General features: G+C 58.3%; 26 protein-coding genes. 13 read left to right on the forward strand and 13 right to left on the reverse strand.

The features are described 5' to 3' along the window. Positions 1-125 precede the first annotated feature (125 nt). Together B2590_RS06925 and B2590_RS06930 are read left to right on the forward strand one after the other, a co-directional pair. Complete coding sequence (locus B2590_RS06925; RefSeq protein WP_075195863.1) at positions 126-527, forward strand: PA2779 family protein; 402 nt, start codon at positions 126-128, stop codon at positions 525-527. Between the two features lie 12 nt (positions 528-539). Next, positions 540-1,532, forward strand: a complete 993-nt coding sequence (locus B2590_RS06930) for a PA2778 family cysteine peptidase (protein ID WP_075195864.1) — start codon at positions 540-542, stop codon at positions 1,530-1,532. Here B2590_RS06930 and B2590_RS06935 read toward each other — a convergent pair. Further along, complete coding sequence (locus B2590_RS06935; RefSeq protein WP_075195865.1) at positions 1,526-2,203, reverse strand: class I SAM-dependent methyltransferase; 678 nt, start codon at positions 2,201-2,203, stop codon at positions 1,526-1,528. The genes B2590_RS06930 and B2590_RS06935 overlap by 7 nt on opposite strands. Positions 2,204-2,340: 137 nt before the next feature. Between B2590_RS06935 and B2590_RS06940 the strand changes: the two genes are divergently transcribed. The 3 genes from B2590_RS06940 to B2590_RS06950 all read left to right on the forward strand — a co-directional run bounded on the left by B2590_RS06940 (position 2,341) and on the right by B2590_RS06950 (position 6,400). Beyond that, positions 2,341-3,375 (forward strand): AraC family transcriptional regulator, encoded by a 1,035-nt coding sequence (locus B2590_RS06940; protein WP_174447640.1) that lies wholly within the window; start codon positions 2,341-2,343, stop codon positions 3,373-3,375. Between the two features lie 289 nt (positions 3,376-3,664). Further along, the gene (locus B2590_RS06945) at positions 3,665-5,476 is read left to right on the forward strand and encodes a choice-of-anchor D domain-containing protein (protein WP_286811304.1); all 1,812 of its coding nucleotides are present in this window, start codon (positions 3,665-3,667) and stop codon (positions 5,474-5,476) included. Positions 5,477-5,575: 99 nt separating this feature from the next. Then, positions 5,576-6,400 carry a DUF6160 family protein gene (locus tag B2590_RS06950; protein WP_007151916.1) on the forward strand — a complete coding sequence of 275 codons (825 nt, stop codon included), beginning with the start codon at positions 5,576-5,578 and terminating at the stop codon, positions 6,398-6,400. Positions 6,401-6,458: 58 nt separating this feature from the next. On the opposite strand, the gene B2590_RS06955 is transcribed toward B2590_RS06950, so the two are convergent. Together B2590_RS06955 and B2590_RS06960 are read right to left on the reverse strand one after the other, a co-directional pair. Continuing rightward, positions 6,459-6,776 carry a DUF2007 domain-containing protein gene (locus tag B2590_RS06955; RefSeq protein WP_036204490.1) on the reverse strand — a complete coding sequence of 106 codons (318 nt, stop codon included), beginning with the start codon at positions 6,774-6,776 and terminating at the stop codon, positions 6,459-6,461. A 77-nt stretch (positions 6,777-6,853) separates the two neighbouring features. Continuing rightward, positions 6,854-7,231, reverse strand: a complete 378-nt coding sequence (locus B2590_RS06960; RefSeq protein WP_036204488.1) for a thiol-disulfide oxidoreductase DCC family protein — start codon at positions 7,229-7,231, stop codon at positions 6,854-6,856. Between the two features lie 107 nt (positions 7,232-7,338). Here B2590_RS06960 and B2590_RS06965 point away from each other — a divergent pair, with 107 nt between their 5' ends. The 3 genes from B2590_RS06965 to B2590_RS06975 all read left to right on the forward strand — a co-directional run bounded on the left by B2590_RS06965 (position 7,339) and on the right by B2590_RS06975 (position 9,374). Next, positions 7,339-8,565, forward strand: a complete 1,227-nt coding sequence (locus B2590_RS06965) for an RNA polymerase sigma factor (protein WP_199448815.1) — start codon at positions 7,339-7,341, stop codon at positions 8,563-8,565. A gap of 79 nt (positions 8,566-8,644) precedes the next feature. After that, positions 8,645-9,004: a YciI family protein gene (locus tag B2590_RS06970; protein ID WP_007151921.1), complete on the forward strand. Its 360-nt coding sequence runs from the start codon at positions 8,645-8,647 to the stop codon at positions 9,002-9,004. A 16-nt stretch (positions 9,005-9,020) separates the two neighbouring features. Then, positions 9,021-9,374, forward strand: a complete 354-nt coding sequence (locus B2590_RS06975) for a DUF1428 domain-containing protein (protein WP_036204482.1) — start codon at positions 9,021-9,023, stop codon at positions 9,372-9,374. 1 nt (position 9,375) lies between these two features. On the opposite strand, the gene B2590_RS06980 is transcribed toward B2590_RS06975, so the two are convergent. Further along, positions 9,376-10,008: an MBL fold metallo-hydrolase gene (locus B2590_RS06980; RefSeq protein WP_041335856.1), complete on the reverse strand. Its 633-nt coding sequence runs from the start codon at positions 10,006-10,008 to the stop codon at positions 9,376-9,378. Between the two features lie 89 nt (positions 10,009-10,097). Here B2590_RS06980 and soxR point away from each other — a divergent pair, with 89 nt between their 5' ends. After that, positions 10,098-10,571, forward strand: a complete 474-nt coding sequence (soxR, locus tag B2590_RS06985; protein ID WP_286811305.1) for a redox-sensitive transcriptional activator SoxR — start codon at positions 10,098-10,100, stop codon at positions 10,569-10,571. 6 nt (positions 10,572-10,577) lie between these two features. Here the strand turns inward: soxR and B2590_RS06990 are convergent, their stop codons facing one another. Beyond that, positions 10,578-10,904, reverse strand: a complete 327-nt coding sequence (locus tag B2590_RS06990) for an ArsR/SmtB family transcription factor (RefSeq protein WP_036204480.1) — start codon at positions 10,902-10,904, stop codon at positions 10,578-10,580. A gap of 102 nt (positions 10,905-11,006) precedes the next feature. Here B2590_RS06990 and B2590_RS06995 point away from each other — a divergent pair, with 102 nt between their 5' ends. After that, positions 11,007-12,023 (forward strand): permease, encoded by a 1,017-nt coding sequence (locus B2590_RS06995; protein ID WP_286811306.1) that lies wholly within the window; start codon positions 11,007-11,009, stop codon positions 12,021-12,023. 13 nt (positions 12,024-12,036) lie between these two features. Here the strand turns inward: B2590_RS06995 and arfB are convergent, their stop codons facing one another. Next, positions 12,037-12,450, reverse strand: coding sequence for an alternative ribosome rescue aminoacyl-tRNA hydrolase ArfB (gene arfB / locus B2590_RS07000; RefSeq protein ID WP_075195873.1), 414 nt, complete (start codon positions 12,448-12,450; stop codon positions 12,037-12,039). After that, a complete protein-coding gene (locus tag B2590_RS07005; RefSeq protein ID WP_286847913.1) occupies positions 12,444-13,436 on the reverse strand; it encodes a CobW family GTP-binding protein in 993 nt (330 codons plus the stop codon). Before B2590_RS07005 ends, arfB begins: the two co-directional genes overlap by 7 nt. 140 nt (positions 13,437-13,576) lie before the next feature. On the opposite strand from B2590_RS07005, the gene B2590_RS07010 reads away from it, so the two are divergent. From B2590_RS07010 to B2590_RS07020, 3 genes are all read left to right on the forward strand, one after another. Then, positions 13,577-14,146, forward strand: coding sequence for a DJ-1/PfpI family protein (locus tag B2590_RS07010; protein ID WP_041335849.1), 570 nt, complete (start codon positions 13,577-13,579; stop codon positions 14,144-14,146). A 47-nt stretch (positions 14,147-14,193) separates the two neighbouring features. After that, positions 14,194-14,562, forward strand: a complete 369-nt coding sequence (locus tag B2590_RS07015; RefSeq protein ID WP_036205757.1) for a ribbon-helix-helix domain-containing protein — start codon at positions 14,194-14,196, stop codon at positions 14,560-14,562. 107 nt (positions 14,563-14,669) lie between these two features. Beyond that, the gene (locus B2590_RS07020; RefSeq protein WP_286811310.1) at positions 14,670-15,530 is read left to right on the forward strand and encodes a PA4780 family RIO1-like protein kinase; all 861 of its coding nucleotides are present in this window, start codon (positions 14,670-14,672) and stop codon (positions 15,528-15,530) included. On the opposite strand, the gene B2590_RS07025 is transcribed toward B2590_RS07020, so the two are convergent. The 6 genes from B2590_RS07025 to B2590_RS07050 all read right to left on the reverse strand — a co-directional run bounded on the left by B2590_RS07025 (position 15,527) and on the right by B2590_RS07050 (position 19,688). Further along, positions 15,527-15,922, reverse strand: a complete 396-nt coding sequence (locus B2590_RS07025) for a hypothetical protein (RefSeq protein WP_085681383.1) — start codon at positions 15,920-15,922, stop codon at positions 15,527-15,529. The two genes, B2590_RS07020 and B2590_RS07025, sit on opposite strands and share 4 nt — an antisense overlap. A 23-nt stretch (positions 15,923-15,945) precedes the next feature. After that, positions 15,946-16,479: a hypothetical protein gene (locus tag B2590_RS07030; RefSeq protein ID WP_286811312.1), complete on the reverse strand. Its 534-nt coding sequence runs from the start codon at positions 16,477-16,479 to the stop codon at positions 15,946-15,948. A 136-nt stretch (positions 16,480-16,615) separates the two neighbouring features. Further along, positions 16,616-17,290, reverse strand: a complete 675-nt coding sequence (locus tag B2590_RS07035; RefSeq protein ID WP_036204465.1) for a hypothetical protein — start codon at positions 17,288-17,290, stop codon at positions 16,616-16,618. Continuing rightward, positions 17,291-17,635: a YdbL family protein gene (locus B2590_RS07040; protein ID WP_085682039.1), complete on the reverse strand. Its 345-nt coding sequence runs from the start codon at positions 17,633-17,635 to the stop codon at positions 17,291-17,293. Positions 17,636-17,664: 29 nt separating this feature from the next. After that, entirely contained in the window at positions 17,665-17,883 is a 219-nt protein-coding gene (locus B2590_RS07045; protein WP_051946621.1) for a YnbE family lipoprotein, read from the reverse strand. A 5-nt stretch (positions 17,884-17,888) separates the two neighbouring features. Next, positions 17,889-19,688 carry a YdbH domain-containing protein gene (locus B2590_RS07050; protein WP_286811313.1) on the reverse strand — a complete coding sequence of 600 codons (1,800 nt, stop codon included), beginning with the start codon at positions 19,686-19,688 and terminating at the stop codon, positions 17,889-17,891. Positions 19,689-19,691 lie beyond the last annotated feature (3 nt).

Raw genomic sequence — 19,691 nt, forward strand, 5'->3', positions numbered from 1 at the left:
GAACCTGGGACGCCGAAAACGCGTGCTACTATTAGGTCAGCTTGAATGTCGGATGTAGCCGTCGGCTACATCGCAGGCAGCAACCGGAAAGACCGCTTCTTGAACGAAAATAACAGGAGAGTGTAATGCAAACCCTGAGAAACCATCTGCGGTACGTATCGTTTGTCATGGCCATCATGATGGCTTTCGGCTCCGTTTGGGCATCGTCCGCCTCGGCGGGCATGGTTGGAACCGGTGAACTGCTGACCGAGCAACGCACGGATCTGGACCGCCAGTCACTGCTCAACATGCTTGAGCGGGATGAGGTAAAGGAGAAACTGGCGGAAATGGGCGTTAGTCAGGAGCAGGTTGAACAGCGCATACAGAACCTGACGCCGGAGGAGTTGTCGTCGTTTGAGCAACAGTTGGCGGAGGCTCCCGTTGGCGAGGGCGTTGTCGGGATCATCGTTCTGTTCCTGCTGGTGTTCATCATCACCGACATGCTGTGCGCCACCAATATCTTCCCGTTCATCAACTGCATCCGGTAGCGCAATAGCTCCGTGATCCGTCCTACCCAGTTGCACCTGCTGCGAGTCGTTGTCAGTCTCTTACTGGCAACGATTCTGGCGGGCTGCGCCAGCCGCCCCCAATGGCCCGATACCCCTGCCCTGAACACGGCCGGTGTTGACCAGCGGAAAGTGCTGGACCATGTTCCCTTCCACGCTCAGGAACTGTACCAGTGCGGCCCGGCGTCCCTGGCCATGATGCTCAACAGCCAGGGCCTGAACACCAACCCCGCCGTACTGAAGGAGTTGGTATACCTGCCTGCCCGCCAGGGCAGCCTGAAAGTTGAAATGGTGTCCGCCGCCCGATCCCATGGCTTACTGGTCTACCCGCTGGACGGTTCGCTCAAGAGCCTGTTGGAGGAGATAGCCTCTGGCCACCCGGTGCTGGTGATGCAGAATCTGCGATTCGACTGGTGGCCACAATGGCATTTTGCCGTGGCGATTGGTTACGACGCCAGCGACCGCTCCATCATCCTTCACACCGGCACCCAGGAGCGGCACGAGCAGGCACTGGAAGTGTTCATGGCCACATGGGACCGCGCAGACAATTGGGCCGCGGTCATCCTGCCGCCCGACCGACTACCTGCAACGGCGCAGCCCCTGCGCTATCTGACATCCGCCAACGACCTGGAAACCACCGGCAGGACCATCGCTGCCACTGAAGCCTATCGAACGGCCGAACAGGCCTGGCCAGACCAGCCGGCTGCCATCATGGGGCAGGGAAACATTGCCTGGCAACAGGGCCAGGTGGACCTGGCCGCGCAACATTTCCTGAGACTGACCGCCAAATTCCCGAACCTGGCCGCAGGCTGGAACAACCTGGCCCACGCACTGGCCACCCAAGGCTGTGCCACGGCATCAAGGACCGCAGCGAGCTGTGCCAGCGCCATCGATCCAGAGCGTTTCGACGGCAATGTCCAGAACGACAGCGACAGACCCCGTCCCGTCGAGTGCCCTGCACTGGACTGCCCTACCCCGATTCACTGAATCTTCTGGAACAGCGCGACATCCTTGGCCGGAACCTCCAGGCGCCACCCATACCTCCGGGCCAACCAGGCCATGGTGAACTCCCGATAAAACACAACGTGGGTTGGGTCCCGCCGGTAATGCCAGTTGGCAAATAACTGGTCGTCTGTCTGGAAGCAGGTCATCACACCCAACCAGCCACCCGGTTTCAGCAGCCTGTCCAGCCGACGGAACGTATCCGCCGGGCGATGAAGGTGTTCCACCACCTCCGTGCAGGATACGAAATCATACTGGCGGTCCAGAACAGACGTTTCCGGATGAAAGAAGGGATCATAGAGCGACATGTCCATGCCCGCTTCCCGCAGTATCCCGGCCAGCGCCGGGCCGGGGCCACAGCCAAAGTCCAGGCCGCGTGCACCCGCTTCCAGCCTTTCGAGTAACGGCCTGGTCATCTTCGAAAGAAAGCGGCGATAGCCCTCATCTTCCGGATGATTGTCGTGAAGGTTGTAGATATCCCTTTCCCGGCGCTCGTCCAGCCAGCAAGACGAGTCCATGACTGTGGCCTCACAGGTTTCACAACGATAATACGGTATGCCTTTGATGGTCTGGAACGGCACCAGTGAGCGTGTTTCACACACCGGACAGGGCACTTTCAATGGGCGATCTCCTGCAAAATCTAACGAATGTTTCATTGTCATTTCCGGCCATCACACCAGAACCGTGACCGGTGAGCAAAATCGACCCGAGCAACCCTGCCTATACTGGGCCAAGACAGAGTAAACAACTGTGCGCTGAACGCGACAGTTCCAGTTCAATAAGGCTACCTCTCATGGAACGAACGGTGGAAACGTCCAGCCCGATGGCGCTCGAAGTGCCGCTGATCTCGGCACGCTACGCCCGACAGTTTATTCGGTTTATGGAGCGCAAGGGCGTTCGGCGCCACGCCATCCTTGGAGATACCGACATTTCCAGCGATATGCTGGACGATCCCGATGCGAGTCTTTCCATGGGGCAGGTCCGGCAACTGCTGGGCAAGGCGGAGTGGCTGATGGGCGACGAGAGGGCGGCCTTCCAGTTCGGCCAGCAACTGGACCTCCCGGCCCACGGATTACTTGGCTTCGCCGTGCTCGGCCAGGAAAACCCCCGGCGACTGATCAGCATGATTGTACAGTACTTGCGCGTGGGCCTGCCGCTGATGGACATGGACCTCAGTTCAACTGGATCCACTTTCAGGATACAACTGATCGACAATTGGGGCCTCGGCGACTTACGCCCCTGCCTCACCAAAATCTATATGGGCAGCATCCATCGAATTTCATCCCAGGTGTGCAATCACTTCTGTTTTGAGTTCGATTTCGACTCGTCCCTGGAACCCGAGCAGTGGCGCAGCATTGCTGCCGACTGCGAATTTCGCTTCAACGCTCCGGCGAGCCAGGTCACCATGCCTTTGTCCGGCCGACCTGTTCGCAACGACGATACCGGCCTGGAATTCATCCTGGCCAACGCCCGCTCACGAGAGCGGGAACCGTCAGAACAGGCCGATGAAACCGTCATGCAGGTGCGGGAGATGATCATGAGCCAACCGGGCCGCCCCTGCACCATGGACAATCTTGCACGTCGGCTCGACATGAGTCCCCGCACCCTGCGACAGCACCTGTCGACCGCAGGCACCTCATTCAGAGTGCTCAGAAACGAGATACGTCAGAACTTTGCCACTCTGTACCTCACCGATACAGTCATCCCACTCGATTCCATTGCTGAGAAGCTGGGGTTCAGCGACCAGGCCGGTTTTACCAAAGCCTACCGCTCCTGGACGGGCCAGACGCCCGGTGATGTCCGCCGGCAGGCCCGCGACCGTAAATAGCTCTCATCCTCAAAGTGCTCTCGCTCCTGATAGCCCGCACTGAATGATTTTCGGGATTTGAAGGGCGTCACGAAATTGGAATTTCCCCGGCTCTCTCTCCGCTTTGAACAAAAACCTTGCCGGCCTTAGCAATGACCCGAACCGCTCGGCGACGGCCTAATGGCACTGCGTGGAGATAGTAACCTCCGCGCAGTCATAAAGGGACACATTGCAAGACCGATACAGCAGTCCTCATCGGTGATTTCTGCATACCCACACAACAAAGATTGAAACCCTAGAGGACGAACTCATGAAACTCAGGAATCCCAACAAAAGCGTCCGCACGCTCGGTACTGCGATAGCAGCCGCGGCGCTTATGACCGGTGGTGGCAATGCCTTTGCCGAACCGGTGTCACTGGAACTGGAATTCACCTGCCCGTTCCCGTTGATTGGCGAACAGCCCATTCGAGCGCAAATCAGTGCCGATGTACCCACCCAGGCAACCGTGGGGCAACCCACACCAGAGTTCACGGTGGATGCCCTGACAACGGTGAATGAAGATTCCAGGCTGGGCCTCAAGCTGGTGGGTTCCGCCACCATTGAAGGCACCGCCACCAATGAAACCATTGTTGTCACGCCGAGCCGTGAGATTGACCTGACGGTACCGCTGACCATTCCCCAGTCGCCCATTCCCGATGAAACCGGCGAATTTACCGTTCCGGCTCAGGGCACTTCCCCGGCCATCACCTTCACCGAGGATGATGTTGGCGAGGCGGTCATCAGCATCGGTGGCCTTACACTCGACATGATCGCCCGTGTTGAGAACGGCGATATTGCGCCTGCGCCCATCGGCGAATTTACCTCCGAGTGTGTTCAGAACGCCGGCCAGGACAACATTCTGCAGACCGTGCAGGTGGTTCCCGACGAGCAGTTTGAACCCCGTATCGCGGTCAGCCCGGAAAACATCGACTTCGGCAACGTGCAGGCCGGCACCACCGCGGAAGAGGTGGTTACCATTTCCAACACCGGCCAGGCAGAACTTGGCATCAACAACATCAGCCTTGGTGGTGCGGACGCAGCAGCGTTCACCCAGACCAACAGCTGTACCACTGTTGCTGCCGGCGAAAGCTGCGACGTCAACGTCACCTATATCCCCGATGGCGAAGGTGACCAGAGCGCTACTCTGAGCATTGAATCCGGCGACGCCGAGAACCCTGTGGTGGACGTACCGCTGACAGGTACCAGCGTGCTCGCGCCCGTTCCGGAAATCAGCGTTACGCCTGCTGACGTCAGCTTTGGCTCGGTGATGCTCGGTGAAACTGCCACCGCACAGGTCACCATTGCCAACGAAGGCAACGCATCGCTGATGATCAACGCCATTGAGATCGCCGGTACCAACAGCAGCGATTTCACCCAAACCAACGACTGCACAACCGCGGCACAGGATGGAAGCTGTACCGTTGAAATCAGCTTCATGCCGTCTGCCGCCGGTGGACGCAGTGCGACGCTCAACATTGCCTCTGACGACCCTGAAACCCCGGACGTCTCCGTGGCCCTGAGTGGTCAGGGTAACGATGGCAGCGACGACGTGCTCGAGGTGCTTCTGGATCTGGAAGGACAGACCGACATCAACGCTTCCGGAAGCTCTCTGCCTCTCTCAGGCAGCATTGCAACGCAACTGGAGCTGGCAACCGGTATGTTCGAAGCAGATCTTGCGCTTGACCCCACCCAGGGACAGTTCAAGATCCCGCTGCTGTTCAAGAGCTTGACTGCCAACGCGAAAGTGACGTTCGAACAGGCTGACATGACTACGGGCACGCTGATAGACGGCAACCTGACGGCCAACTCCTCGCTGTATGTGGAAGTACCGAAGGTAACCGTACGCCTGTTCGGCCTGAAGATTCCGGTAGGTGGTGGCCAGGATTGCCGCACGGCGGATCCGGTCAACATCGAGCTGGCTTCGGTGGAAGGCACCAACTTCTCGCTGTCCGAAGGCGGCGATGTGACTGGCAACTACACACTGCCTCCCCTGCAGAACTGCGGTCCGCTGACCGACGTTCTCAACCAGTTCCTCGCCGGTCCGGACAATGGCATTGATCTGACATTGACCCCGAACCTCTGAGGGAAGTAAGGGAGGCCCCCAGAGGCCTCCCGGTTTGCCGGCAGCCGCACTTTCGGGTGCCGGCAAACCACCATAACAACACCAGGAAGGATGATAACAATGAAAAGCCTGAAGCAATCAGCGTTAGTGTTAGCCATCGCGGGCCTGCCCCTGAGCGGGTATGCCGAACTCAAACCACTGCACGACGCCGACATGGGCCAGATTACCGGCCAGGCGGGCGTTACCATTGAACTCGAAACCCAGGTCACCATGGACGAGTTCACCTACACCGATGAAGGCACGCTGGGCATCAGCGACATCTTCATTGGCGGTGCGGATCGCATCGACATGTTCGAGGAATTCACCTCCGGGCGCGATGCCATTTTCGGCACCAGCAGCACGGATCTGATCGACAACATCAAGATTGAACTGGATGTCGCCGACGATGGTGATGCCATTATCAACGTATTCCCCATCACCGCACGGCCCGTGGACTTCGCCGTACGTACCGGCGCCTGGGAGCTGCGGGGCAACGGCGGCGAGAGCACGTTGTTGGCGGACAACTTCTCTGCGGAGGGTCTTATACTCCAGGCCCAGGCAACCGTGGATACCGACACGGACACCCTCAACCTGACCACCCGGTTCGCCATCGATGAGCTGGAACTGGATGTGCCCTTCATGGCCGTGGGGATTCGTGACATGCGGATTACCGGCGCAGGTTACGATCCGGACAACCCTTCACTTCTGCCACTGTTCACACTGGTGGATATGGACATCTACAAGGATGCCAATGCGGCGGGTACCGACAGCCTGGCTATCGACATCAACACCTTTGAAGCCGATATGTCCATCGGCCAGGTGCTGGTGGGAGGCACCTCCATTGGTTCAGTGGGATTGGATGATCTTGCTATCCGCAACACCTCCATGCGGGTGTACGGGCACTGACACCCGGCATCGCTCTCCGGGCGCAAGCCCGGGGAGCCCCCCAATCTCCGACCGGTCGCTACAACGCGCCAAAGAGCACCACCATCACGACCGCCAGGAACAGCAGAAACCAGGTGGCGTAACGGTTGGCCCGATCCTCTCCATGGGCAGACGCACTCTCCGGGGCATTTGCCGATTCGTATTCAGCGACCAGGGTACGAGCCAGAACGTAGTCTTCATCCTCAACATGAACATTGGTAAATCCCGCGGCACCTATCTCGCCCATGGCCCCTTGCAGGTAATGACCGCCAACATGACACTCGATGCCTCTGGACTGCAGGAGGCCGGCGACGATATGGGCTTCGGCCAGATCTCGGGCGCGATACGCTATTTGCATTGGCAGGCTCCGGTCACTTCCAGGAATGTCTTAATTGAACCCTAGCCTGCTTCACGACATTCGTCGATTCTCGCGGGTTATTTTGGCAGTCGACCGGTCCTCTCCAGCCGTTCACCCACCCAGCGATGATAAAGCTTTGCGAGTGCCGGGCGAATCACCGGCAAGCCAATCAGCCATGCCAGTGGCTTCAGCAACCACACCCGCGACATCAGCAAAATGTAGGCATCCAGTTCCCGATGAATGTTGCCCCGGCCATCTTCAACATGCAGTTCCTGAAGTGCTGCAACCGGGTCAATACCCAGCTGTTTCAACTCTTCGTCACGGCCGGTGATATCAACCCACTCGACAGCGTCACCGGTTCGGCCCGCCAGCCGTTCATAAAATTTGCGATCCCTCACACAGCTTGGACAGGCGCCATCATAAAATACCCGAAGCCGATCTTCTGATGCGGTCATAGCCCTCTCCATTTGTTGCATCGCATTCACTTGATTACACGATAAAACAATGATTACTGTTATCAAAACAATCAGAAAATCGCCGCAAGGGACCAGGTGTAGCGACTATGACCATAGCCAGCCGTATCAACGCGCTTTACCAAACCGAGTCACGCCGGGTGCAGGCCACGCTCATTCGCCTGCTTGGCGACTTTGACTTGGCCGAGGAGTCCATGCAGGAGGCCTTCGCCGCTGCGGTGAAACAGTGGCCTGAACAGGGCATTCCTGACAATCCTGCGGCCTGGCTGATCAAAACCGGCCATCGACGCGGCATTGACCACATTCGCCGGCGACAGACCGCCCGGGATAACCTTTCCCGCGTCGCCGAGGACGAGCCCTACACCCCAGAGCCGGACACCGACCACATTGACGACGACCTGCTGCGGCTGATTTTCACCTGTTGCCACCCAAGCCTTGCCATCGAGGCCCAACTGGCACTGACGTTGCGCGAGATATGCAGCCTTACCACCGAACAGGTCGCCAGCGCCCTGCTGCAGAAACCCACCACCACAGCGCAACGAATTGTCCGCGCCAAGCGCAAGATACGTGAAGCGAATATTCCCTACGAAGTTCCGGAACGAAAGGAGCTCCCTCAGCGCCTGCAGAGCGTCCTGAAGGTCGTCTACCTGATCTTCAACGAGGGTTATTCCTCCAGCGAAGGCAACACCGTCGTCAACATCAGCCTCGCTGGCGAGGCCATTCGCCTGGCCAAACTACTGGCCGAACTGTTGCCGGATGGGGAAGTCTTCGGCCTGCTGGCGCTGATGCTCCTGCACGATTCACGGCGCCATGCTCGCCAGGATGCGAATGGCGAACTGATAACCCTGGAGGACCAGAACCGCGCTCTCTGGGACCAGGAGCAGATTCGCTCCGGACTGGCCTGGCTCGCCCGAGCCCTGGAACTGACACCAGCGGCACCCTATACCCTTCAGGCTTCCATCGCCGCCGCCCACGCCAAGGCCGCCACCGCTTCGGATACCGACTGGGCCCGTATCGCCAGGCTATATCAGGCTCTCTATCAACGTCAGCCATCCCCGGTCATTGCCCTGAACCACGCCGTGGCAGTGGCCATGCGAGACACACCGGAGGAAGGCCTGAAGCTGCTCGACCAGTTGGCCGGCCACAAAGCCATCCAGAGTTACTACCTCTATCACGCCGCACGCGCCGATCTCTTTCGCCGTTCGGGCGACCTCGCAGGCGCCCGCACTGCTTATCAGAGAGCATTGACCCTCACGCAACAGGGGCCGGAACAACGCTACCTGAGCCGACGGCTGACGGCTCTCGACAGCGCGTGATAAAAAATTTTCCCGGGCTGTCGATTCAGCCACCTTCCGTACGACATACAGATAACCACACGCAAAAAGGGAGATTCACATGAAGTACGTGGCTCTGGTGTACTACCAGGAAAGCATCATCAACAACATGACGGAACAGGAGTGGCACGACCTCAACCAGGAGTGTATTGCCGGCGTGGAGAAGCTCACCAGTCAGGGCAAGTTTGTAACCGGCCAACCTCTGCAGCCCATCGACACGGCTACAACGGTGAGAGTCAGGGACGACGAGGTGCTGATCTCAGACGGCCCGTTTGCCGAAACCAAGGAACAACTGGCGGGCTTCTACCTGCTGGATGCCAACGACCTGAACGAGGCTCTGCAACTCGCGAGCCGTATCCCCCCTGCGCGCTTTGGCAGCATTGAAGTCAGGCCCGCGCGCGAACTTCCTCCCAAGGACTGATACCAGGAGATTCAACATGACGTATGTCGACGGATTTGTAGCGGCGGTCCCTACCGCCAACAAAGAGCAATACATCAAACACGCCAGCGATGCGGCCGTGGTGTTCAAGGATCACGGCGCCCTCAAACTGGTGGAATGCTGGGGTGACGATGTGCCCGACGGCGAGGTCACATCGTTCCCCATGGCGGTGAAGTGCAAGCCCGATGAGACGGTGGTGTTTTCCTGGATACTCTGGCCCTCGCGCGAGGCCCGGAACAGGGGCATGCCAAAAGTGATGGAAGACCCCCGTATCCAGGCGGATGTAAATCCCATGCCCTTCGATGGGAAACGCCTCATTTATGGCGGATTTGAAACGGTTGTGGACGAGTAGTCTACCCCAGCCGTTTCAACGCGTTCTCGATGGCCCCCGCCCAGCCATCCGGAGTCTCTTCCCTGAACCCGGACGTGCCAGTATATGCACTGGAGATAACCACGTCCGGTGTCAGGGTACCCAGCAACCTCACGCTGCGAGCCAGCTCTTCCCTGTCGCTGACACCCTTGATGTAACCCGCCTGCCACTCACCGGACTCCGACAGGAACAGGGTATCGCCGGTGAAGAGATAACGCTTCCCACTCGGAGACAACACCTGAAAACAGGTGCTTCCGGGTGTGTGCCCTGGCGTCGGGATCACCTCAATGTTGTTCAGTATGGTTTCACGATGATCAAACAGAACGTCGGGATCGCGGATCTTGGCGAACACCTCCCGCTCTCGGACATGACCGCCAAGAGTGGCACCAAAGCGTTGATGGATCGTCACCAGCGTCTCCCCCAATTCGTCCTGATGACTAAGGAGTTGATGGGCGACACCACCAAGCTCTGCCATTCTATCAATCTCGTGATGATGGCCTGTGTTGTAGAACAATACGTTGCCGTCGTCCCGGGTCAGTAGATAGGCGTGGGTTGTCAGCCCCGGAAACGGGCTTTCAACATCCGTTTCCCACAAATCAGTCTGGATCTGTCTCATCGCTTCCTCCTGTTGTTGTGTCAGGTTCGACAGCAGCTTAAAACCTGAAGTAAACTTGAGGTCAACAAATCCAGCGATTGGAGTTGGCTATGGTGAGCATAGAAAACGGAGAAATTAAAACCGCTCTGAGCGTCGGCGAGGTTGCTGAGCGCAGTGGAGTCGCAGTCTCAGCCATACACTTCTATGAGAAGAAAGGACTGATCGACAGCTGGCGCAATGCCGGAAACCAGCGACGTTTCCATCGGGGCGTGTTGCGTCGAATCGCCGTTATCAAAGTAGCGCAACGGCTTGGCATTCCGTTGTCGGAGATCGGCGAAACCCTGGCAACCCTGCCGACCGACCGCACCGTGACATCCCACGACTGGCAGCGGCTCTCCGAGCAATGGAAGTCCGATCTGAATCACCGCATAGAGTTACTGGTCGGACTTCGGGATCAACTCACAAGCTGCATCGGCTGCGGCTGCCTGTCCATCGACGCCTGCCGGCTACGCAATCCCTGGGACGAGCTTGGCGATGAAGGCCCCGGCGCGAGATTGCTCGATAGCGACGCTCCCGAGAAATAGACGTTATCAAGGCTGCTTTCCGCTCTCTGTAGCAGGTTTTTCCGATTCATGTCCCACACAGCACTCCTCCTTGAGAAACCCGGTCAGTGCTTCCAGTAGTTCGAAATTTGGCAAGCAGGTAATAACACGGCTGTGCTTCACCTGCTTGATAAGACCCGCGTTGGCCATGCGCGACAGATGGTGAGAAAGAGTTGACCCGGGAATTCCAAGCTGGCGCTGCACATCGCCGACGGACGCGCCGTCGTGGCCCGCCTTCACCAGATACCTGAAAATCGACAGCCTGTGAGTATTTCCAAGCTCTGCGAGACACATAGCCGCTTCTTCATTTGTCATAGCCATCACTCTTAATTCGATAATTCTAGAAACTTACTTGACAGCAAAGCCAAGCGCAATTTAGATTTATATTTCCATATATCTAGAAATATAGAGGTTACCATGTCACAGGAAATGCAAGACACCCTGGGGATGTTCGCTTTTCTCGCCCTGGAATTATCAGCCCTGTTCCTATTGATCAGCTATCTCGTTGGAGTGCTGCAACGTTATGTGCCGCAAGAGAAGATCGCAGCCGCGCTCAGCGCCCGGCGCGGCAAAAGCTATTTGTATGCCGCTCTGCTGGGAGCGATCACCCCCTTCTGCAGCTGTTCCACAATTCCCTTACTGAAAGGGCTTATCCGTGCCCGTGCCGGGTTTGGGCCGATGATGGTTTTCCTCTTCGCGTCCCCCTTATTGAATCCGATCATCGTGGTGCTGCTGTCCGTCACGTTTGGCCTGAAGCTAACCGGTATTTTCGTTACCTTCGGCCTGCTGGTCTCCGTTATTGCCGGATGGGTACTGCAACGCCTGGGATTCGAGCGATATCTGCTCAACGTCGATACCGTTAAGGGTGGTTGCTCAGCGGCATCCGGCAACGCCGGGTCCACGAATACGGAACCCTCCTGCTCCGGCGGCAGCTCCGGGGCAAGCAGTTCCATTACATACAGCAGCCAGGGGTACGCTATTCCCGTCGTGTCCTACTACGAATCACTTCTCGGGGATATCCGTGCCGGGAAATTCAACGGTTTATGGAACGAAACCTGGTCGGATTTCAGAAAGGTGCTGCCATACCTGATAGTGGGTATCGCGGTCGGAAGTGTTATCTACGGTTTTGTTCCAGCAGACCTGCTCGCTGCGTATGCAGGCGACGACAACCCCTTTGCCATACCGATTGCAGCGGTTATTGGCGCGCCCCTCTACATCCGTGCCGAGGCGGTCATCCCATTGGCAGCGGCCCTATTGGGTAAAGGTGTCAGCGCTGGCGCGGTGATGGCTTTGATCATTGGCAGTGCAGGCGCCAGCCTGACAGAACTGATCCTGTTGAAGTCTCTGTTCCGCTGGCCGCTCGTGGCTGTCTTCCTGGCGGTGGTAATAGGCATGGCAATCAGTGCCGGCTATGCAACCTTTTTGCTGTACTGAACACGCCCGATACTTACAACGGGACCTTCCCCCGCAAGGCCTTGGTTTTCCCCTTGCGGGTCTTTTTGTCCACGCGCCGTCGCTGTGATCCCTTGGTGGGGCGCGTGGGTCGGCGGGCTTTCTGCTGCTTTACCGCGTCCTGAATCAAGGCTTTCAGGCGTTCAAGGGCGTCTTCCTTGTTCAGCTCCAGGGTGCGAAATTTCTGCGCCTTGATGACAATCACACCTTCCTTGCTAATGCGCTGATCGGACAGTCGCATCAACCGCTCTTTATAGAACGGTGGCAAACTGGAGTTGAGGACGTCGAAGCGCAGGTGAACGGCGGAGGCTACCTTGTTGACGTTTTGGCCACCGGCGCCCTGGGCCCGGATCTGGGTAAGCTCGATCTCCCAGTCCCCCAGTTCCACCGCATTGGAAATTTTCAGCATGACAGGCCCGTTTTCTCGATAGATTCACGCAGGCTGGCATCCAGCTCATCAACGTCCAGGCTTTGCTCGCTAATGACTTCGAGACGGGACAGTTCTCGTGGTTCGCACTCAGATACCGACAGCGCGCCGTCCGCCATATTGATCGTCCGCCAGCCATCACTGGTTTGAGCCACAGCCTTGAACCGGACAAAACGGCTATCGAGCGATAATGCCAGCAGAGCGGTTTCTGAAAAGACCGTGTCTGGATGGACACGCCAGCCCACGCTGAAATGCCCCTGCCCACAGTTGCTGACCCGCTGCCACGGTTCGTCCTGGATATCGGGAACCGGCGAGGCTTCCGAAGAGGCATGGTGATGATGCGCGTGGGGCGTACTGACCTCGGAGAGCGCGGTCTCCCCGTCGAGCCAGGCGGATTCCAACCGGCCTTTCCGGGTGTGGAAAACAGCCGTCTTTTCCGGCTGCAGCTCGGCCACCCAATGATCAAACCGGTCAACCTGCTCCGGTGTGCAAAGGTCAGTTTTATTGGCGATCACAATATCAGCTGCCGCAACCTGATCCTGAAACTGTACGTTTTCCAGAACCTTTTGCTCCTCAAGCCTTCTCGGGTCGACCAGGCAAAGCACGGGGCCCAGTTGAAGCACATCCTGATAATGCTCTCCCGTCAGGGTTTCAATAATCTGGGAGGGATGCCCAAGGCCCGTGGGTTCAATCAGCAACCGGTCTGGGCGGGCTTTATGAATCAACTGGTTGAGTCCGATTTGCATCGGTAACCCGGCCACGCAACACATGCAGCCTCCTGGCACTTCCCGCACGAAAGCACCTTCGGTTTCCAGCAAGGCGCCATCAATGCCCACTTCGCCAAACTCATTCACCAGAACCGCCCACACCTCCCCTTCCGGCTTTTTTTTCAGCAGGTCCAGTATGGCGGTGGTCTTTCCCACGCCCAGAAAGCCGAGCACCAGATTGGTGGGTATTGGTGAAGTCATAGATCGCCCGTGTCGTTCATTGAAAAGGTCGGCAGAACATAGTGTTATAACATAACACTGTAGTATTCCCCTAATACCCGCTGCGATTCGCCCGCTGATACTGTATTCAGGCTACCACCAACAAGCACAAGGAGACGGGTATGAACGGTAAAAAAATACTGATGATCACAGGTGATTTCACCGAGGACTACGAAACCATGGTGCCCTTTCAGGCACTTCAGGCCGTTGGCCACACGGTGCATGCGGTCTGCCCTGACAAAAAGTCAGGAGACACCGTGGCCACGGCCATCCACGACTTCGAAGGCGACCAGACCTACACCGAAAAGCCGGGCCATCGTTTCGCCCTGAACGCCGATTTCGCCGGACTCAACCCCGCGGATTATGACGCGCTTGTCGTACCCGGTGGTCGCGCCCCGGAATACCTACGCCTGAACGACGACGTCAAGAAACTGGTCCGCCACTTCTTTGAAACCGAAAAACCGGTGGCGGCCATTTGTCACGGCGCACAACTGCTGGCCGCGGCCGGTGTGCTCGAAGGCCGCGAATGCTCTGCCTACCCGGCGTGCCAACCGGAAGTGGAGCTGGCGGGAGGCCGCTTCGCCGCCATCGACGTTGACGCCGCGGTCACCGATGGTAATCTGGTGACAGCACCGGCATGGCCAGCGCATCCGCAGTGGCTGGCACAGTTTTTCAAACTGCTGGACAAGTGACGGAAACGGGGCTGCCAATGCAGCCCCGGATTCACGAGGACCACACCATGTGTAAACTCTTCGTCCACGCGGATTCCGAACTCTGGATCAGCCGCACCCATTCCCTGCGCATCGACGGCATGGTCACCAGTATTCGCATGGAGAACGCGTTCTGGAACGCACTCACAGAAATCGCCGCCCGGGACGGCATGAACCTGCCCCAGATGATCACCAGGCTTTATCACGAATCCATCGATGCCGGGCATGACCTGGGCAACTTCACCTCCTTTCTGCGGGTCTGTGCCATGCGATACGTCGCCCTGCAACTCAGCGGCGATATTCCCCGCGACACCCAGATACCCATCGCCTCCCTGGATGCCGACAAGATCCTCGCCAGGAACATGGACCAGAAGCCCCCCAGCGAAGCCACGCACTAAATCCGCGAATATGAGGGGTCTTTTACCAATTTCAGGTAAGATGCCCCCATACACGCCGGTCGACATCCGATGACCCGCCAGGCCCAACCAGCCGACCGAAAGGATCTATGAAGATACCCAAACGATTGCAGCCCCTTGTCGATGACGGCATGGTGGACGAAGTGCTCTACCAGTTGATGAGCGGCAAGGAGGCCCAGGTGTTCGTAGTGCGCTGCGGTGACAGTGTTCGCTGCGCCAAGGTGTACAAGGAGGCTCAGAAACGTAGCTTCAAACAGGCCGTTCAATACCAGGAAGGCCGTAAGGTTCGTAACAGCCGTCGCGCCCGCGCCATGGGCAAGAAAACCCGCTACGGGCAAAAGGAACAGGAAGACGCCTGGCTAAACGCCGAGGTGGACGCCCTTTATCGTTTGACAGGCGCTGGCGTGCGAGTACCGGAACCGTTTGGGTTCGTGGATGGCGTGCTGCTGATGGAGATGATTGCCGACGAAGACGGCAAAGCAGCGCCACGGCTGGACGATGTCACACTCACGCCGGAGCAGGCCCGGGATTATCACAGCAAAGTCATTGCTGACGTGGTGCGCATGCTCAGCGCCGGCCTGATCCATGGCGACCTGTCAGAGTTCAATGTACTGGTCGATGCCACTGGCCCGGTCATCATCGACCTGCCGCAGGCGGTTAATGCTTCTGGCAACAACAGCGCGGAAAGAATGCTGGAACGGGACGTGGACAACATGCGCCGTTATTTTGGCCGCTTCGCCCCTGAACTGTTGAACACGGATTATGGCAAGGAAATCTGGGCGCTCTATGAGTCCGGCGACCTGCACCCCGACAGCCGGCTGACCGGGTGTTTCGAGCACGACACGGAAAGCGCGGATGTGGACGAGCTGATGGCGGTTATTGATGCCGCGAAAGAGGAAGAGCGCGAACGCCTGGAACGCCTGAGGGATGCCGAGGCCGGCGACGACTAACCGGCCTTCCCCACGAACCGGGCTGCCATACGGTCTGACAACATCAGGTGGGCCAGCGCCGGGTACGGCAGGTAATGACTAAGCAGGAACAGTACTCCCGAGGAATCCAGCCCGGCAGACAGGCCCACATAGGCACCCCAGGCCACGAACAGTGCGCCGAGAAAGCCGCCATAGGCCCACAGCACGCGACCGCGCTCTTCACTGGTCGGCACCCGTTTCAATACCCGGGCCACCGACCAGCCGATGTAGGCCGCAATCAATGCTGCGATCACCACGGAAACCACCACCCCTGTCAGCCCGAACAGGAAACGCGCCAGATAGTTGGTGAGAAAAAACAGAACAACGGCGCTGACGGCGACAATAGTTACCCGCGAACGCTTCAGATCTTCCATACACAGAATCCCGGTCGGTTACATCACAAGGTCTGCACTGTTTTAACATTCCGGGCGCGCAGAAGCGACTTTGCTTCCTGAATCTGTTGTGTGCTTTCAGCATGAATGGCCAATACGTAATGGCCCTTGCGCAATGCTGACTGTGCCTTCATCAGATAGGGTGTATGGTCCGGGCGGATTGTTATGCCCCCTGCGAGCAATAGCCCGAGCATCAAACCAAGCGCGGTGAGCGCAGACGCAGAAACCACCGTATTCTGCGAAACAAAGCCAATGCCAAGGGCATTCAGTATCACATAGACGACAAAACCCGACACGGCACCGCCGACACTCAGACCCACATGGGAACGCACAAGCGTCTGCCAGATACCCTGGTCTTCAGGTTCAAGTTCTTTTCCCTGGCGCCGGTCCGCGGGGCTCAGCACGGATACCTGATCATTGGTCAGGCTGGTCTCGTTGCACAATGCTTTTGCCGTTCCATTGGCATCTGACTCTGTCTCGAAAACAGCAGCCACTTTGTGGCTTTCGTGCTCACCGGTCAAACTCATTGAGGGTTTCATGACAATACCTCCTGAGTCTTTCAGCGAATGGATGGGGCGTTTGCTGTGGAGCATCGCCCCTCTATCCACAAACATACAACACACATACCTGTATTTCGAATGACCATCCAGCAATAAGGCCCTCGGAGGGCCCGCTCTACCAGGCCAGCCAGATCACGTGGCGTGCGCCCTTGCCCGGTCTCAAAGCCCTGACCGTAACTGGCTCTACGGAGAAGCCCGCGCGGCGCAGCCTTTCGGTGAATGCATGCTCCGGGCCGGCGGACCAATAGGCCAGTACGCCGTCGGGGCTAAGGGACTTCTGGGCAGCTGCAATACCGTCCGGGGAGTAAATCCAGTTATTCTCCTTGCGGGTGAGCCCTTCCGGGCCGTTGTCCACATCCAGCAGGATGGCATCCCAGTTGCCATCGCCTTCTCTCAGCAACTCCGCCACATCGCCCACATGAACACTGGCACGAGCGTCGTTCAGTGGGTACCCGGCGGCAGCGCCCAGCGGCCCCCGGTTCCAGTCCTCGACCTCGGGCACCAGCTCCGCCACGGTTACCCTGGCATCCTCTGCAAGGGCCGACAACGCCGCAGCCAGCGTGAACCCCATGCCCAGCCCACCAATCAATACCCGGGGCCCAGCCAGGCCGCCGATACGCTCGCAGGCGAGCGTGGCCAGAGCGTCCTCCGAGCCATGCAGGCGGCTGTTCATCAGCTCACCGGTGGTACCGGCAATCTTGATAGAGAACTCATCATTACGTTGCAGCAGTCGCAACCGGGTCCCGTTACCGGGAATCGTCGCTGTACCGATTTCCTGGAATCGGCCCATCTATTTTTTAACCCACTGGCCATCCTTCAGGATGTACTGCCCCGATGGTGTTCTTTCCAGTGCTTTCTGGCCGGCCACCGTTTCCACCTGGGTGACAGGAATATCGTGTTTCTCCGCAATGCGGGCGTATTCATCCCGACGTGCCTGGTTGATGGCGTCGACAATGCCCTGGGCGTTTCCGCTTGCCTTGACCACGTCCAGATAACCCGTTGGGGTTTCCCCTACCAGCCCTTGCTGTTTGGCGGTATCCAGCTGGCTTTTGGCCTCTTGCAGCCCCATGGCCGCGGCCGGTATGGCCAGGCAAAGCACGAGGATAAACGCACCGAGTTTGGAAAACCGTTTCATGAGTGACTCCCTGGATTCAGAATTGACCATCAGAACAACCCCTTCTCGCCGAAGAGTTCATCCACCTCTTCATCCACCTTCACGTAGATTTCATGCTGAATCTTGACGTTCAGGTTCACGGTGATGGGCTCCTTGGGCGCCTCCATCCTGACCGTAGGCGTGCAGGCTGCCATACCCAGGGCCAGTGCCAGCAGCACCAGCGTGTAACCACCTTTTCCGGACAAACCGCCCGGCCCAAATGCGACCATATGCCTTACTCCTGATTGTTTCCCGCCCCGGTGGATTGACGTTGCGCGTCCCGCTCCCGTATCAGGTTGCGCACTTTTTCTGTCACGGCGTCATTGACCCGGCCACTCAGTTGCAGGCTGGTCAGCAACGCTGGAATGTCCTCTTCCAGATTGATATTCAGGACAATGGGATGACCATCTCGTACTTCGGGGCTGCTGCCTTCCAACCGCAATCCCAGCACAAGGGTACCATCCTGAGCGTAGTCTATCGTGCTGTTGAGAACGGAGTAGTGAAAGTTTTCCATGGCCTGGACCACCAGTGCCATCGCCTGGTTACCCTGAGCCATCCCCTTCAATCGATCGGCAGGCAGTTTCAGCGTACCGCCAGGAGCCACCGCCTGGACCTGCCCGGCATCAATGCTCACACCCTCCGGACCAACCCGGACCGGAATGGCGCCCTGAAGCAAACCACTGCCCGCCAACCCCTCGGCGGGGTATACCTGCATCAGTTTCGCCAGTTCAATGCCGCTGAGTTCAAGGGGAATCCGCAGCGGCATGTCGGCAAGTTGCCATTCTCCGGGTGTGACCCAAACCTCGCCACCCAGAAGCTCGGAAGAGGCCTGGTCCAGAACCAGGGTACCGTTGGCAATCTGATCCCGGGGTGAGCGATAGAGGCCGGCGACCCGCACATCGCGCAAGGCGATGCCCGGATTGAGGATATCTAATACCAGGTCGGAGGTCCGGACATTTACGTGGTCATTGTCCAGGTTCAGATTCACCCTGCCGTCGAGACCGGTCCAGGCCGTCCGGTCGTACAATCCACCAAGGTTATCGAAAACAAGGTCTCCCTGAACGCGGATGCCCTGAGATGGGAAGCGCGCACTCAGGGCCGCCTCGACGCGGCCGTCACTCACCTCGAGCGCCGCGGGCCACGCGGTGAACGTATCCGCCAGCGCGCGACCGCCACTTGCTCCGGCAGCGTTCATGCTCACCTCAAGCGCCGGTATGCCTTCGAACGGATAGTTCATGTCCATGTCAGCATCGACGCCTGCATCCGACGAAAGCCTGCCTTCGATCTTCAATTCGCTGAGGGTGCCGTCCAGTTGCCCATCGAATCGCCAGGGCTGGGGAAGCAACTGGGAGTTGTGAATGGTGGCGACGGTCGCTTCAAACGGCCCCTCGACCGCAAGACGCTCCAATGCCATGGGGGCCAGCTGATAGTCCCCGACCAGAGTCACACCCGCCAGGTTGACCACGAGGTCATCCAACCGGGAATCCTTTCCGGGCGCGGCAATATCGTCGAACTCGACACGGCTTTGTTCGCCGAGGGTCAGTGTTGCAGACCGCTCGCTGGCTGTACCGCTGACCGTCAGGTTTATCCGGCCTTCACCCATCGTCCAGCCGGCGAGGCCGCGTTCGGCCAAACGACCTTTGATCTTCATGGCGCTCGTGGTGAGTTGCCGTTTATCGGGTTCCAGGAGATTTGAGATTGTCAGATCGCCCTCAGCATGGACACCTTGCGGCAGAGTCAGTGCCAGTTGTTCGATCACAATGGCCTCGGGCATGGGGCCATACCAATGCCAGCGCCAGGCCAGCGACAGTTGCTTCCCCACCATGTGATAGCGCTGCCCTTCCCGGCTCTGGGTTGCAGACAATCGGTGCAGTCGCAGGCCCGCCAGCGAGACGTCACCCCATCGCCATTCAAGGTTGCTGATGCCGTTGGCCTTCCGCCAGGTCTCCCACGCCACAAGGGCATACAGGCCTCCCGCCATCGACAACATGACAATCAGGCTCAGAAGCAGTAGCAGGCATCGGCGTAATGTCATGAA

The organism is Marinobacter sp. UBA3604, assembly GCF_002375325.1.
Taxonomy (GTDB): domain Bacteria; phylum Pseudomonadota; class Gammaproteobacteria; order Pseudomonadales; family Oleiphilaceae; genus Marinobacter; species Marinobacter salarius.